Annotated in this window: 12 protein-coding genes; 2 read left to right on the top strand and 10 right to left on the bottom strand. The window is 49.3% G+C overall.

What is annotated here, in order from left to right; all coding sequences use genetic code 11:
• Nucleotides 1–262 precede the first annotated feature (262 nt).
• Nucleotides 263–1,420, top strand: a complete 1,158-nt coding sequence (locus BLS44_RS17840; protein WP_090391709.1) for a homogentisate 1,2-dioxygenase — start codon at nt 263–265, stop codon at nt 1,418–1,420.
• Nucleotides 1,421–1,426: 6 nt separating this feature from the next.
• Here BLS44_RS17840 and BLS44_RS17835 read toward each other — a convergent pair whose 3' ends face one another.
• The 4 genes from BLS44_RS17835 to BLS44_RS17820 all read right to left on the bottom strand — a co-directional run bounded on the left by BLS44_RS17835 (nt 1,427) and on the right by BLS44_RS17820 (nt 5,020).
• The gene (locus tag BLS44_RS17835) at nt 1,427–2,359 is read right to left on the bottom strand and encodes a hypothetical protein (protein WP_090391594.1); all 933 of its coding nucleotides are present in this window, start codon (nt 2,357–2,359) and stop codon (nt 1,427–1,429) included.
• Between the two features lie 34 nt (nt 2,360–2,393).
• Nucleotides 2,394–3,443 (bottom strand): cytochrome-c peroxidase, encoded by a 1,050-nt coding sequence (locus BLS44_RS17830; protein ID WP_090391593.1) that lies wholly within the window; start codon nt 3,441–3,443, stop codon nt 2,394–2,396.
• Between the two features lie 4 nt (nt 3,444–3,447).
• Nucleotides 3,448–4,269, bottom strand: a complete 822-nt coding sequence (locus tag BLS44_RS17825) for an MbnP family protein (RefSeq protein ID WP_090391592.1) — start codon at nt 4,267–4,269, stop codon at nt 3,448–3,450.
• A 301-nt stretch (nt 4,270–4,570) separates the two neighbouring features.
• Nucleotides 4,571–5,020: a hypothetical protein gene (locus BLS44_RS17820; RefSeq protein ID WP_143019830.1), complete on the bottom strand. Its 450-nt coding sequence runs from the start codon at nt 5,018–5,020 to the stop codon at nt 4,571–4,573.
• Between the two features lie 1,024 nt (nt 5,021–6,044).
• Between BLS44_RS17820 and BLS44_RS17815 the strand changes: the two genes are divergently transcribed.
• Entirely contained in the window at nt 6,045–6,650 is a 606-nt protein-coding gene (locus BLS44_RS17815; RefSeq protein WP_090391590.1) for a DNA-3-methyladenine glycosylase family protein, read from the top strand.
• Here the strand turns inward: BLS44_RS17815 and BLS44_RS17810 are convergent.
• The 6 genes from BLS44_RS17810 to BLS44_RS17785 form a co-directional block, all read right to left on the bottom strand.
• Nucleotides 6,647–7,345: an outer membrane beta-barrel protein gene (locus BLS44_RS17810; protein ID WP_090391589.1), complete on the bottom strand. Its 699-nt coding sequence runs from the start codon at nt 7,343–7,345 to the stop codon at nt 6,647–6,649. The genes BLS44_RS17815 and BLS44_RS17810 overlap by 4 nt on opposite strands.
• A gap of 62 nt (nt 7,346–7,407) precedes the next feature.
• Entirely contained in the window at nt 7,408–8,844 is a 1,437-nt protein-coding gene (locus BLS44_RS17805) for an efflux transporter outer membrane subunit (protein WP_090391588.1), read from the bottom strand.
• On the bottom strand, nt 8,831–12,004 hold the full coding sequence (locus BLS44_RS17800) for an efflux RND transporter permease subunit (RefSeq protein ID WP_090391587.1): 3,174 nt from the start codon (nt 12,002–12,004) through the stop codon (nt 8,831–8,833). The genes BLS44_RS17805 and BLS44_RS17800 overlap by 14 nt, the downstream gene beginning before the upstream one ends.
• A 26-nt stretch (nt 12,005–12,030) precedes the next feature.
• Nucleotides 12,031–13,116, bottom strand: coding sequence for an efflux RND transporter periplasmic adaptor subunit (locus tag BLS44_RS17795; RefSeq protein ID WP_090391586.1), 1,086 nt, complete (start codon nt 13,114–13,116; stop codon nt 12,031–12,033).
• Between the two features lie 260 nt (nt 13,117–13,376).
• Nucleotides 13,377–13,751, bottom strand: a complete 375-nt coding sequence (locus BLS44_RS17790; protein WP_090391585.1) for a hypothetical protein — start codon at nt 13,749–13,751, stop codon at nt 13,377–13,379.
• Between the two features lie 175 nt (nt 13,752–13,926).
• Nucleotides 13,927–14,562, bottom strand: coding sequence for a (4Fe-4S)-binding protein (locus BLS44_RS17785; protein ID WP_090391584.1), 636 nt, complete (start codon nt 14,560–14,562; stop codon nt 13,927–13,929).
• Between the last annotated feature and the right edge of the window lie 106 nt (nt 14,563–14,668).

Genomic DNA, 14,668 nt, shown 5'->3' with positions numbered 1-14,668 from the left:
TGGTAATTTTGTATCAGAAATTTCCCCATGCCTTACTTCAGAAATTTCATATACCCGATCGATAAACGTCAATGGAAATTTTATTTCCTGATGGCCACCCTTGCCATGCGAGCGTAAGGGATTGATGCCGCACAGGCCGGTGTATGATGCCACCTGCACCACAGACAACGTGATTGCGACGCAAGACCGATGCCATTTGGGCCGCAGCTGGTATTACACCGGTCATCATTCCAAAATCATCATTTTAAATTTTACATTCCCCATGCCACATTATCATACATTGGGAGCGATCCCGCATAAACGCCATACCCAGTTCCGGAAACCCGATGGCGGGCTTTACAGCGAACAACTTTTTTCTACAGAGGGGTTCAGCAATGATTATGCATTGTTATACCATTGCCACCCTCCTACACAGATCATCAGAACGGAGCCGCAACGGGATGTAAGTCCCCGTATCGCTGAAGAAAAAATGCTGCAGCACCGTTGTTTTGAGGGCTTTAAGATAGAGCCGGCGGAGGATTTTTTAGAAAGCCGCGTGCCGGTACTGGTCAACAACGACTGCCATCTTGTGCTGGCTGCGCCCCGGCAAAGCATGACGGATTATTTTTATAAGAACACCGATGGGGATGAACTGCTTTTTATACATGAAGGTTCCGGCGTGGTCAAAACCCAGTACGGCGATCTCCCTTTTGGTTATGGCGATTATATCGTACTGCCCAGGGGCACCATCTACCAGATCCATTTTAACGATACGCATAACCGGTTGTTCATCGTTGAATCGTTCACTCCCCTGCGGTTTCCCAAACGCTACCTCAGCCAATACGGGCAGCTGATGGAACATGCCCCCTATTGCGAGCGCGATATCCGGCCGCCCGTAAACCTGGTGACAACGGATGAAAAAGGCGATTTCCTGATCCGCGCTAAAAAAAAAGGCTTGCTTTACGGACTGCACTATGGCACCCATCCTTTTGATGTGATCGGCTGGGATGGCTGCTGTTATCCTTTTATCTTTTCCATTCATGATTTTGAGCCCATTACCGGGAGGGTGCATCAGCCACCACCCGTGCACCAGACCTTTGAAACGAGTGCCTTTGTGGTTTGTTCTTTTGTGCCCCGTTTATTTGATTATCATCCGCAGGCGATACCGGCGCCTTATAACCACAGCAATATCGACAGCGATGAGGTGATCTATTATGTGGATGGTGATTTTATGAGCCGTAAACATGTTACGCGGGGAATGATCACCCTTCACCCTGCAGGTATACCCCACGGGCCGCATCCCGGTGCTGTGGAAAAAAGCATTGGCACCCGCGAAACAAAGGAGCTGGCAGTGATGGTAGACACGTTTCATCCGCTGATGATCACGCAGCAGGCACTGGAGCTGGAGAACCCTGATTATATCATGAGCTGGGCAGAATGACCCGGCTTAAAGCGCTACGGACAGGTGCACCATTACCCGGTTATTGGCCTTTACAATACCATTGGCCAGGTTCTGCGAGAACGGGGTTTGAAAATTGGCGCCAATGGCGATCTTTTTATAGGCCGTTTCGATCCCCGCCGTACCCATCAGGAGGTTTCCGCCGGACACTGTTACCAGTACATCATTGTCTACATCCGTTCCTGCCTGCTCATATTGAACACCGGCGTTGGGCGCCAGCATCAGCTGGTTGGCGATCCGGAATTTATAATAGGCCTGCGCATTCAGGTTGAGCTTGTTCCCGTAACGGTAATCGTAACGGTTGGCTGTATTTATTTTGTAGTATGCGCCAAGATTGATACCCGCGTCCTGCACCCTCAGGTCATACATACCGTTCAGCGAAAAATCGGTACTGCCGGATCCCAGCTGAAAAAGATTGGCACTTTCTCCGGATGCATTGCGGTCTGCAGGGTCATAGGAGCCGGTGGCCAGTTTTACGCCACCGCCCAGCCAAAGGCTCTGCACCAGCAGTTTGCTGCCCACAGGTTGGCGTTTATTGATCAGCTGATAGAACGCGGAAAGACTTATATCGCCTACACCGCTTTTGGTGCGGGTAGCTTCCTCGTTGCTGCGCCGGTTGATGCTGTAGGGAACCGCTGCCATTACCCGTAATTTTTCGGTGATATTCCAGCCGCCCCAGGCTTCCACCGTATTGTAGTGTTCCGAACTCGTAAGGTAGGTTTTTTGCCCGCCCACACCCAGATGACTCCAAAGTGAATTGTGCCGGTAGCGGACGCCAAAGATATGTTTGTGAAAATCCGGCAGGATGCCGATATAATCGTTGCCCACGCCGCAACCGCAGATATCACAGGCGATGGAAGACTTGGGAGCCATCCAGCATATCAAAAAAGTAAGCACGATTCTGATGCATTGTTTTTTCATTACTATCTATTGTTTTTTTGACAGATGGCAGGCGCTATTGCTCCGCCAGTAATTTGTCTGTAATAAAAGCCTTGTCGTTCAATGTTGCCAGGAATGCCAGCATCTGTTTGCGTTGCTCCGCAGTAAGCGGAATACCCGGTTGCCCGTTCCCCGCAAGCAGCGGATCCAATCCGGGACCTGCTTTTACCCCCGTTGTATAATGATCCAGCACCGCATCCAATGTATAAAAACGGCCGTCGTGCATATACGGCGCCGTATACGCCAGGTTCCGCAGACCAGGCACCCTGAATTTATATTTGTCCTCCGGCAGCAGGGTTACCGCATAGCGCCCCTGGTCGTCATTGCCCCCAACGCCAATGCCATTATTGCGGAATGAGCCATCAGTGAACAGGGGCTCCTTATGACAGCCACCGCAATTCCGGATCACGAGTACACGGCCGGCGGCTTCGTCTGCTGTAAAAGCGGCCCCGCCTTCATGGCGCATTACGCTGTCATATTTTGACCGGCTGCTGATGCAAAGCAGCATAAACTGGGAAAGGGCCTTCATCAGATTGGCGGTATTGACCTGCTCCGTTCCGAATGCTTTTTTAAACAGGACCCGGTATTCAGGCATGGCCTGCAATTTGGCTACTACATTAGCCACGGTCTCATCCATTTCCTCATGGGTGGTTATAGGGGCCACCGGCTGCAGGTCCAGGTCAAAGATGCCCCCGTCCCACATCAACAGCGGGCTCCATGCCAGGTTCATGATGGGAGGCGTGTTCCGCTTTCCCAGGCGGTCATCAATACCATGACTTACGTCATGTCCATGCTGGGTAAAGGCCGACGACTGGATGTGGCAACTTCCGCAACTGATGGTATTGTTGCGGGAAAGGCGGGGTTCATAGAAGAGCTTCCTGCCCAGTTCAAATCCGTCCTTTGTTACCGGGTTGGTTTCAAAGTGATATGCCGGGGCAGGAAAGTTACCGGGCTGCTGAAACCCGGCGAACGGTTCCGTTCCTTTTCCGGCATCCGGAAGTCCGCGTGAACAGGCGAATACCAGTGCCATCAATGTTACGATCACTGCAATATGTTTCCGGTTCATGCTCTTAATTTTCGGTATGATCGTGCACAAACATCTTTGCATAATTGTTGGCGATGTTGACGCTGTATTCGCTGAACATCACCTGTGGGTTGCTGGCAAAACTTACATTGGTAGTACCGCTCAGCACTTTTGAGATATCAACCATCAGGTGGATATTGGCAGAGCGGTCCTTACGCACCTGGGCAATACCCCTTGCCGTGAGGTCGATCGTAATGACCTTGATGTTATTGATGGTAGGTGCGCTGTAGCCTCCAAAGCCACCGATATGATACCGGAATTTGTGCTGGCCGGTCGGGTCCTCGGGTGCCTGCGGGGCGATCCCTTCCATTTTAAAGAAGATATACCCGCTGTTCCAGCCCCAGTACATTCCGTCATGGTTGTCTGCACCCGGATCCAGTACCCCCGTGCGTTTGCCAATATCCATCGTGCTTCGCAGGCTGTCAACGCCCAGCGTGAAGGTGAGCGAAGTATAGTTCCCTTCAGGAACCTTTACCCGGGCGTACTTTGTTTCCGGGGCATCCTGCCGGATGAGGAAATAGCTGCTGTCCTGGTTGACCGCATAGACCGTTCCATCGGCCTTTTTTAACCGGATGTTGCTGATAAAATACTGCAGCAGCTGTATGTTGTATTGCTGGTTCAATGCATTGGTATAGGATCCGGTATTCAGTACCAGTTTTTGTCCGCCTACGATATTGTCAAACTCAACGGACAGCTGCGCCAGCTGGCCCTGGTCATATACCGGTTCAACGGGGTCTTTGGAACAGGAGGCTAATAACAGAATGGCAGCAAACAAGGCTGTATAGAAAGAAGCATGTAATAATTTCATTTTGGAAAAGATAATAGTATGCCTGATGCCGGTACCTGAAATTGATTTTCAGCTACACAGCTTCTGCACAGATGAAACAATCATCCGGAAACGTTGCAACGCTCAGCGTGTAATACACATACGGTGCAATATCCGTTTCCCGAAAATGTAAACAGAAATAATATGGAAGATCGCCTGAAACGCTCAGTGGAGAAAAGGTACACCGGTCCGGCTATTGGCCGATCCCAGGTGTTCATGAACATCGGGATCTGTAAAAGATCAGACAGATACCGGCTGTTGCGCTGTTTCAGGAAATAGGATACTAAGCAGCGGGGGGATGAAAGACCGAACGGGGCCTTTTGATCTCCGTACCAATGATCCTGTTGCAATAAACGGATGAACGGGTACGGGTAAAGAAGGTGAGTTCCGGAAAAAAAGATTTGGACGAGAGGGTGATCTCATTTTTGAATTCCAGCTTGCGTTCCGGGTTCTGCTGGTTCTTTTGTTCCTCCTCCTGTATTTTCTTCATCAGCTGGCAATGCCCGTTACAGTGCATTTTCGGACGGAATTTGTTGACACAATTCTTTGCATATGCCTGCCGGTTGATCCGGTAGTCGATCATCATGACTGCCTGGCTGAACGTTTGCATCGCAAACGTCATCAGGAAAAACAAGGCCATGATCTTTTTAAACAATGGAGGAATTTTCCGCGAAGCTATTGATTCCTTATTAAAGCAAAAAGAAAAATCGTCATTAAAATAGATGATCGTCATCAGTTATCCGCGCTTATCTTTTGTTCCAGGTTTCAGGTTCAACGTTAGATCGTTGTGCGTGCCTCAATGTTCTATTGATGATTACTATGTTCTTCCCGATGATCAAAACTGATAACTGACAGCTGATAGCTCCTATGTTTGTTTCAGGTTTCCCCTGAAGTTTCGGGGTTTGGAGGAGGTTTAAGGTTTCACGTTAGATCTAACCTGGAACTTTGAACGTTAAACCTGAAACGGCATTGATTGACTATTGACACTGGTCAGATCCCGTTTTTACCCCTTAAAGATCACAGATGGGTTACTGGTTTAATGTGGTGGAACATTGTTGAATGTGGTTGAATATTGTTTAATGGACGCTGAAAACTGACAGATGATAGCTCCTATGTTTGTTTCAGGTTTCCCCTGAAGTTTCGGGATTTGGAGGAGGTTTAAGGTTTCACGTTAGATCTAACCTGGGACTTTGAACGTTAAACCTGAAACGGCATTGATCGACTATTGACACTGGTCAGATCCGGCTTCATGCCTGATGCATTTTCACTCCCGAACTTTCGCATGCGCGTCAGGTTAAGGAACATTATCTTAAAGATCCATACTGTTAGATGAAGAACAGCTGCAGAAATTGCTACCGGCAATCCCGGGGTAGGTGCTCCGGATGGAGCAGCGTGTTTATAGCAATATTTCATTATTGGGATCAGGCTCCGTAGGATGCCCCGTGTTACGTGGCACCCCGAGGGGCGGAACGGGTTGTTCTATGATTACGATTTTATAAACATGCGGAGCCTGTGGCACCCAGGTCTATATATACCCGTTTTCCCTTTGATCTTAAAAGGTTCCTGGAATCCTGTTAAAGTTAACCTGACCCGTATGCGAACGTTCGGGATTCAAATCTTCAAACTATTCCCGGCTTAACGCTCAAGCTCATGCCCGCTGTTCCATGATCATCGATCATCAATCCCCCCTGCTAAAACTTCACCATCCATTTTCAAATTTTCAGATTTCGTCAAAAGATTATTTTTAACTTTATTCCATGGCGTATCATAAACATCTGTCAAAAGACAAGGTATTAAAAAAGCTCATCAAAGAACAGGGCCTGCATTCCCTGCAATTGCGGCAGAATATATTGCTCCGTTTATGTGGCTCTATTCTGGGGCAGCAACTGAGCACAAAAGTTGCTGCGGTCATACGCAACCGGTTCATGGAGCTGTTTAATGGTAAGAAGCCCACCGCGCAGAAAATACTGGATATTCCGCACGATACCCTGCGGTCTATTGGCCTCTCCAATGCAAAAGCCATTTATATCAAAAACGTTTGTCACTTTTTTATAGAGCACAAACTTACCGATGCAAAGCTTCACCGGCTGACCAACGAAGCCTTTATCGAATTTATTACACAAATAAAGGGCGTTGGTAAATGGACGGCAGAAATGCTGCTGATGTTCTCACTGGGACGCGAAGATGTATTTTCCATCGGCGACCTGGGATTACAAAAGGCCGTCAGCAGGCTTTACGATATCCGCTATACGGATAAAAAAACATTTGAGGCCGATGTGCTTTCAATAACGGAAGCCTGGAAGCCTTACCGTACCTATGCCTGCCTGCACCTCTGGCAATATCTGGATGCCACACCGGATTAAAAATATACACCGACACTAATGCTCCCCTCCCGGTTTTGTAGTGTCCCATCCCGTTCTTTGCCAGAGTACATCCGTTTAAGATCAGCGGTACCAAGCTGAAAGCCGGCCTGGAGCCAGAAGCGCTTTAAAAATTCATATCCTAACAAAAAGGAGGCTCCATAGTCCCAGGGTTGGCCATACAGATAATTATTGAAGCCGCCTTCTGTTATGTCTTTTTTAAAGATGACCCTCCCATGATTTTCGCTCAACACAATATCCTCTTCTGTTATATCATATTTGGTGCTCCACCTCCCTCCTGTTCCATAAGCAATATAAGGCCCCGCACCCACCAATAGTTTTCCTGGGCCTAATTCTTGTTTATAAACTAAAGGAAGGGGCATTTCTATATAGGACGCGGCTACCCTCAGCTGGTTGTCCCGGCCTGCAAACCAGCTATGATCCTGACGGAACCCTTTGCGGGAGTAGGCCAGGGCGGGGCGTAAATAGATCTTTGAAACAAGCGGAATATCTGCCAGCAGTCCGATCCCGGGCCGGAAAATGCTTCCGCTCACCGCTGATGTCCCATTCGTTACCTGCACATAGGCTGCATTCAATCCCGCCTGGATTCCCATCCTTGTTTGAGAATACGCCGTCCTATTAAGGAATAAAAAGAAACAAAGAAGCAGCGCTGCAGTTTTGATGTTTTTTGTTTGCATAAGACAGTTTTATATACAAACGTGATAAACTTCAGTTTCGCAACAGTTTGTTTCTTTTATTATTACTTCCATCCCCCGCCCAGGGCGCGGTAGATATGAGTAACCGCGCTGAACTGCTGTTCCCGGGTTTCCACCAGCTCCAGCCGGGATTCCAGCGCGTCCCGCTGGGTCATCAGCACTTCCAGGTAGTCGGCCCTTGCCGCTTTATACAATTCATTGGATACGGTAATAGATCTTGCCAATGCGTTTACTTCGCCGTTCTTGAGCTGGTATTTTTGTTCCAGGTTGCTGATGTTGGAAAGCTCATTGGATACCTCCCTGACCGCATTTAAAATGGTCCTTTCGTATTCATACAGGGCCTGCTGCTGCCGTGCATCGGCGCTGGCGAACTCCGCTTTGATCGCATTCTTATTGATCAGCGGACCGGCCAGCTCGCCCGCCAGGGAAAACAGAACAGATTCTGGCAACCTGGCCAGGTAGGAAGGCTTAAACGCCTGCAATCCTAATGAGGCGGAGATATCCAGCGATGGATAAAACGCCGCCCGGGCAATTTTTACATCCAGCTTTGCTGCTGCCAGTGCCCGCTCTGCCTGGCGGATATCCGGCCGGTTGGCCAGCAACTGCGACGGGATACCGGTGCTCACCTGCCGCGGTAATGCGGTAAGAAAGCCACCAGAAGACCGCTCCACCGCCTGGGGATTGCGCCCCAGCAGGAAATTGATCTTGTTCTCCCCTTCTTTTATTTGCTGCAGGATTTCGTATTCCCGGGCCTGGGAATTGAGTACTTCCGCTTCAAACTTTTTAACGGCCAGTTCAGTAGCCCTTGCAGCCTCCTTCTGCACTTTTACAATTTCCAGACCATTCTTCTGCAGCTGTATGCTTTCCTTTACTATGGCCAGCTGGTTATCCAGTCCCAGCAGCTCATAATAAGTATCTGCAATTTCGGCGATCAGGTTGGTTACTACAAAGTTCTTTCCCTCAACGGTAGCCAGGTAACGGTCTACCGCTGCCTCTTTACCATTGCGCAGTTTTTTCCAGATATCGGCCTCCCAGGTGGCATAGAGTCCCAGCTCATGATCTGCCAGGATATCGGGTACTTCTTTTCCCGGGGCTATATCGGTAGATGCATCCCCTGCTCCCTGGCTGGTATACCGTCCTACTTTTTCTACTCCGCTTCCGGCCTTTGCCATTACGCCGGGTAACAGTTCTCCTTTTTTTACCCGGATATCATTACGGGCGATCTCGATCTCCTGCAGGGTGCCCAGGAGCTCCTGGTTATTGACAAGCGCGGTATCCACCAGTTTCAGCAGGTAGGGATCGGAAAAAAAATCCTGCCATCTTACGGATGCGCTGTTCAGCGTGTCTGCCGGCTCCGCCTCGAAGGCTGCCGGGGGCGCCGTTGTTACCTGGTGATTCACTATCGCCGGTACTTTACAGCTTTCAAGGGCCGTAAGGGCAAGTACTGCAAGACCAGTCAGGTAGAGCTTAATGTTGTTCATGATGATCAATTTCTTCTGTTAACGGATTTTCTTCTTCGTCTTCCACCAGGATATGCCGCTCTGATATACGGGCAAAAATGTAGTACAGCCCGGGTATAATAAGCACGCCGAAGATGGTACCAAATAACATCCCCCCCGCTGCTGCTGACCCGATGGTATGATTGGCGATGGCTCCCGGCCCGGTAGCCACCATCAGCGGGATAACGCCGGCGATAAAGGCAAAAGAGGTCATCAATATCGGGCGCAGCCGTGCCGCAGCCCCCTCAATAGCCGCCTGTGCCGGTGAATAACCGTCGCGGTGCCGTTGTACGGCATATTCCACGATGAGCACGGCATTCTTACCCAGGATACCGATCAGCATAACCATCGCGATCTGCGCATAGATATTGTTTTCCAGTCCGAAGATCTTCAAAAAACAAAATGCGCCAAAGATGCCAATGGGCAAGGAAAGCAGGATAGGCAACGGTAGTACAAAACTTTCGTACTGGGCCGATAATACCAGGTATACGAATACCAGGGAGATCAGGAAGATATAGATGGCCTGATTACCCCTCCGCGTCTGATCTTTTGAAATACCTGCCCAGTCGATGCCAAAACCTCTTGGCAGTTTTTCCTTCGCTACTTCGTTGATCACATCAATAGCGGTGCCGCTGCTAACGCCGGGTGCCGATCCTCCACTGATCTCAGATGCATTGTACATATTATGCCGGGTGATCTCCGATAGTCCATAGGTCTTCTTCATTGTCATAAAGGCCGAATACGGCACCATCTCGTCATGATCATTTTTTACATAATAATTGAACACATCCTCCGGCAGCTGGCGGTACTGCGGCAGCGCCTGCACCATTACTTTATAAGGCCGGTCAAACTTGATGAATCCCGTTTCATAGTTGCTGCCTACCAGCGTAGAAAGGTTATCCAGGGCGTTTTCTACGGAGACCCCTTTTTGCTTGGCCTTGTCGTTATCCACTGCCAGCTGGTATTGCGGAAAGCTGGCGCTGTAAAATGTGAAGACGGAACGCAGTTCCGGCCGCTTGTTCAGTTCTTTTACAAAATCGCGGCTCACGGTCTCCATCAGCTTGTAATCACCGGTACCGGCCTTATCCAGCAACCGCAGCTCAAAGCCCCCGGCTGCACCATAACCCGGTACTGCCGGTGGTGGAAAAAATTCCAGTGTGGCACCCTTAATGCCTTTGGCCTTTTCTTCCAGCTCCTCCATGATCTCCTGCATGGAATGCTTCCGCTCGCTCCAGTCTTTAAGGTTGACGAGAACGGTTCCGGAATTGGATCCGGTTCCTTCCGATAATACTTCATACCCTGCGGTGGTGGATACGGACTGGATGTCTTCCATCCCGGAAGCGATCTTCTGCAACTGCGCCGCTACATCATCCGTACGTTCCAGTGTGGACCCGGGTGGTGTAACGATGATGGCGTAGAACATACCCTGGTCCTCACCCGGTATAAAACCGGAGGGCACCGAGGTGCTCAACCCCCAGGTACCTGCAATAAACACCACCAGTACAAGGAAGGTGACCACACGGCGGTTCACGATCAGCGATACCAGTTTTTTATACCAGCCCTGCAGGTTATTGAACCAGTTATTAAAGCCATCGATTGCGCGGTTCACTACTGTTTGCTTCTTCTTCCTGCCGTGTGTATTTTTTAAGATCATGGCACACATTGCAGGGGTGAAGGTAAGCGCCACGATACCGGAAAGGATGATGGCGGTTGCCATGGTAACCGAGAACTGGCGGTAGAACACACCTACCGGGCCCGACATAAACGCAATGGGGATGAATACTGCAGCCATGATCAGGGTGATGGCGATAATGGCCCCGCCTATTTCATGCATCGCGGCCATGGTAGCGGCTTTGGCACTGAGCCCCTCGCTTTCCATTTTTGCATGCACGGCTTCCACTACTACGATGGCATCATCCACCACGATACCGATCGCCAGTACCAGTGCAAACAATGTGATCAGGTTTAGCGTGATGCCGAGGAACTGCATAAAGAAGAAGGTTCCGATCAGTGAAATGGGTACAGCCAGGATCGGGATCAGCGTAGACCGCCAGTCGCCCAGGAACAGGAATACCACAAACCCCACCAGGATAAAAGCCTCTACCAGCGTATGCACTACTTTTTCCATAGAAGCGTCCAGGAACCTGGATACATCATAGCTCAGCTCATAATGCATCCCCCTGGGAAAGGAAGATTGCTCGATCTCCTTCAGTTTCTCCTTCACGTTCGTAATCACTTCGCTGGCATTACTGCCATAGGATTGTTTGATCACAATAGCTGCGGAGGTTCTTCCATTCAGTTTTGAATAAATGTTATAAAAAGCACTGCCCAGTTCTATATCGGCAATGTCTTTCAGGTGAAGCAATTGCCCGTCGGGACCAGCTTTCAGCACAATGTTCTCATAATCTTCTTTTTTATTATACCGGCCGGTATATTTTAGCACATATTCAAAAGCCTGCGATTTTTTTCCGGAGCTTTCTCCCAGCCGGCCCGGAGAGGCTTCAAGACTCTGATCGCTGAGCGCTTCCATTACTTCATTGGCGGTGATCTTATAAGCCAGCATCCGGTCCGGCTTCAGCCATACGCGCATGGAATATTCCTTGTCGCCCAGGATATCGGCAAACCCAACGCCATTCACCCGTTTCAGCTCCGCCAGCAGGTTGAGGTCGGCAAAGTTGTAAATAAAACTGCCATCCAGTTTGGGATCATCACTGTAGAGGTTTACATACATCAGCATATTGGATTCCTCCCGGGTGATCTTTACGCCCTCGCGCACTACCAGGGGCGGCAGTTTGTTTACCACGGCCGCAACCCGGTTCTGCACATTTACCGATGCCAGGTTAGGATCTGTACCCAGTTCAAAAACTACCTGAATGCTGGCTTCCCCGTCATTACCCGCATCGGAAGCCATATACTTCATACCCGGGATGCCGTTGATAGCTTGTTCCAGGGGGATCACCACTGCTTTGATCATGAGCTCACTGTTGGCTCCGGGGTATTCGGCGGTTACATTTACCTTGGGCGGAGATACGGAGGGGAACTGGGTCACCGGCAACTGCGTAAGCGCCAGGATGCCGAGGAAAAGGATAATAAGGGATATAACAATCGACAGTACGGGCCTGTTAATAAATTTACTAAACATAAAAATTATTTTGGAGTGCCTTTATTTTATGGATTCAGGAGTTGCAGTTTTTGGGCTACCTGATCCGGCGCCGTGTATACCGGTTTTATTTTCTGCTCTTCTTTTATCGTTTGTAATCCTTCCAGCAGGATCTTATCGCTTTCGGAGAGTCCGCTTCCTACTACATACAGGTTGGGCAGTTCATATTGAATGGTAATATTCCGGGAGCGTACCTTATTGTCTTTATCCACTACATAAACGTAGATCTTGTCCTGCAGCTCGTACGTGGCTTTCTGCGGGATCACCAGTGCATTTTTTAACGGGATCTGCATCAGTATCTTTCCGGTTTCGCCATGTTTTAAAAGCCCGTCGGGATTTGGGAATTTTGCGCGGAATGCAATGTTCCCCGTGGTGTTGTCAAACTCCCCTTCGATAGTTTCGATCCTGCCGGGGTATTTGTACCGTTCTGCATTGGCCAGCGTAAGGGCCAGCGGGGTCCTGGTGGTGCCGCTGGTATCGGTCTTAAAATTCAGGTATTCACTTTCAGATACATTGAAGTAAGCATAGATACCGCTGTTATCGGATAAGGTGGTCAGCAGGGTACCTTCATCGATCAGGCTTCCCTGCTTGAACCGGATGCGGTCTATAACCCCGCTGAACGGGGCCCGGATATCTGTAAAAGACAAATGGGTGCCGGCCAGTGCCATTTCGGCCTTTGCCACATCATATTTTGCTTTAGATAAAGCAAGCTCATTTTTGGATACGATCTCTTTGTCGGCCAGCAGGCTGGTATTCTGCATTTCCAGCTCGGCAGAATGCGCTTCGGCCCGGGCTTTCTGGTATTCTGCCTGGTAGATTTTCGGCATAATGCGAAACAGCAGTTGCCCTGCTTTTACATATTGCCCTTCATCTACATAGCTTTTCTCAAGGTATCCTTTCTCCTGTGCCCGTATCTCCACGTTGCGTACCGATTGCAACTGGGATACATACTCTTTTACATAGGTCGTATCCATTTTCAGCGGACTGGTTACGGAAAAAGATTCGGGCTCCGCTTTTTCTTCTTTGTGCTGCTTACAGCCTGTGGCCCCATACGTGATCACGCACAAGCCCACCAGCAATGCGATTCTGTTCATTGTTGAATGGAAATTTTAAGTAGTACCGGCCTGTCAGCAGGAATGCTGAAGGTTGCCGGAAACAGCGGCGCCTGCCGGGCAGGTCTTTACCGGATGAAAAGTATATCTTTTCAGTACCGGTAATGATCATTGCTCCTGCTGCAGCATGCTGCCGGGAGTTGGTAATTTTGATTTATTTTGTTGTAAAACCGGGACCGTTGCAATTACAGGAATGATCCCAGGTAGTCTGTGATGCGGTATTGAACATCATTTAGTGGGGATCATACACGGATGGAACGGAAAAAAATATATTTCTCCGGGATCAGTTCCGCAAGATAAGGTTGCCGGTATGGCTTTGGGTTGTCATGAATGTTCAGGGAATGGTTGGGGATCCAGCTAAGCACCCAGTGGGGAAAGTCTGCAAAGGAGTGCTCATGCAGACCCGGTGCAGCATCTTCTTCTTTATCATCAGTATGGTCCCAGAAAAGGTCAGGTGGAAAGACCGGAAGATCCGGTGTGGCAGTATAGCCGGCATTCTTTTGTACGGACGCCGGAATAGGAGAACCATGCGCCGCTTTCTGCGTTGAATTCAGCAACAAAAATCCTCCCGCAAAAAGCAGACTATAAACCCATATCAATACACCACCCCGCTTCATAAAGGCGTAAAATTAATTCTTCCGGTCATTTTCAAAAAAAATACTTTTTAATTTAATTATTTTATAACAGTTGCCGGTTGAGGTTCAGGGTAAAACTACACGGCAATGAGCCCGGTGAATAAACCGCGGGGCATCTTAGGGGTGCCGCCGGAAATATCCTGTTGAAAGGAGCATGCTACTTTTTTTCGATAGCGAGCGCGCCACTGGGGCAGCGGTGTACCTGCTCTGCTATCTGTGCGGCTGGAGCGCCTTCTACATCCACCCACTTTTTTTCCTTTGGCCGGAACACCCGGGGCAGCTCCTTCCAGCAGCGGGTAGCATGCTGACAAAGCTCCGGGCGCCAGATCACGGCAATGTCGGCATTCTCATACACGATCTTTTTAGCCGTTTCCGGATCCCGCTGCATAAAGGTACGTACGGTAACCTGGTTCTCCAGGATCTTCGAGATGGGACAGGCTTTTGCAATCTCCTGCAGGCGCAGCTTCTGATCATCCGGTACAGACTGGGGAAAATAAAGATCCCGGTCAATGACCGTAACGATGCTCCCCTCCTTTATCTCGCTGTATAAGTTGGTATTTACACGGATCTCGGGTATCTCCCACCCCTTGCGGTCAATATACATCCGAAGGGTAATAAGGGTACAGGAAGCCAGCGAGGAAAGCAGCAGCGTATAAGGATCCGGGCCGCTGTCCTGCCCTCCCTGGCTAACCGGCTCATCTGCGGTAAAATCTCCATTGCGCCAACTTATAGAGCATTGATATTTTCCGGTGCCAATTGCGGCGTTTACCGGCTTTTCAAATTTATATTTCATATGCCTTTTTTATGAGCACCAAGCTACGCTATTTCTGTTGTTTTGAAGTTAATCCAGGTTAAGTGGGGTGCTGATTATAATGAGATGTTTACAGTGAAATATCTGT

Origin of the sequence: Niabella drilacis (assembly GCF_900101395.1) — a bacterium.
In the GTDB taxonomy this organism is placed as follows: Bacteria; Bacteroidota; Bacteroidia; order Chitinophagales; family Chitinophagaceae; genus Niabella; species Niabella drilacis.
Note: the sequence above shows the minus strand (reverse complement) of the source record. Positions and strands in the feature narration are given on the sequence as shown.

Coding starts and splice junctions, on each gene's coding strand:
- BLS44_RS17840 (WP_090391709.1), top strand. CDS start 263: ATGCCACATTATCATACATTGGGAGCGATCCCGCATAAACGCCATACC.
- BLS44_RS17835 (WP_090391594.1), bottom strand. CDS start 2,359: ATGAAAAAACAATGCATCAGAATCGTGCTTACTTTTTTGATATGCTGG.
- BLS44_RS17830 (WP_090391593.1), bottom strand. CDS start 3,443: ATGAACCGGAAACATATTGCAGTGATCGTAACATTGATGGCACTGGTA.
- BLS44_RS17825 (WP_090391592.1), bottom strand. CDS start 4,269: ATGAAATTATTACATGCTTCTTTCTATACAGCCTTGTTTGCTGCCATT.
- BLS44_RS17820 (WP_143019830.1), bottom strand. CDS start 5,020: ATGACGATCATCTATTTTAATGACGATTTTTCTTTTTGCTTTAATAAG.
- BLS44_RS17815 (WP_090391590.1), top strand. CDS start 6,045: ATGGCGTATCATAAACATCTGTCAAAAGACAAGGTATTAAAAAAGCTC.
- BLS44_RS17810 (WP_090391589.1), bottom strand. CDS start 7,345: ATGCAAACAAAAAACATCAAAACTGCAGCGCTGCTTCTTTGTTTCTTT.
- BLS44_RS17805 (WP_090391588.1), bottom strand. CDS start 8,844: ATGAACAACATTAAGCTCTACCTGACTGGTCTTGCAGTACTTGCCCTT.
- BLS44_RS17800 (WP_090391587.1), bottom strand. CDS start 12,004: ATGTTTAGTAAATTTATTAACAGGCCCGTACTGTCGATTGTTATATCC.
- BLS44_RS17795 (WP_090391586.1), bottom strand. CDS start 13,116: ATGAACAGAATCGCATTGCTGGTGGGCTTGTGCGTGATCACGTATGGG.
- BLS44_RS17790 (WP_090391585.1), bottom strand. CDS start 13,751: ATGAAGCGGGGTGGTGTATTGATATGGGTTTATAGTCTGCTTTTTGCG.
- BLS44_RS17785 (WP_090391584.1), bottom strand. CDS start 14,562: ATGAAATATAAATTTGAAAAGCCGGTAAACGCCGCAATTGGCACCGGA.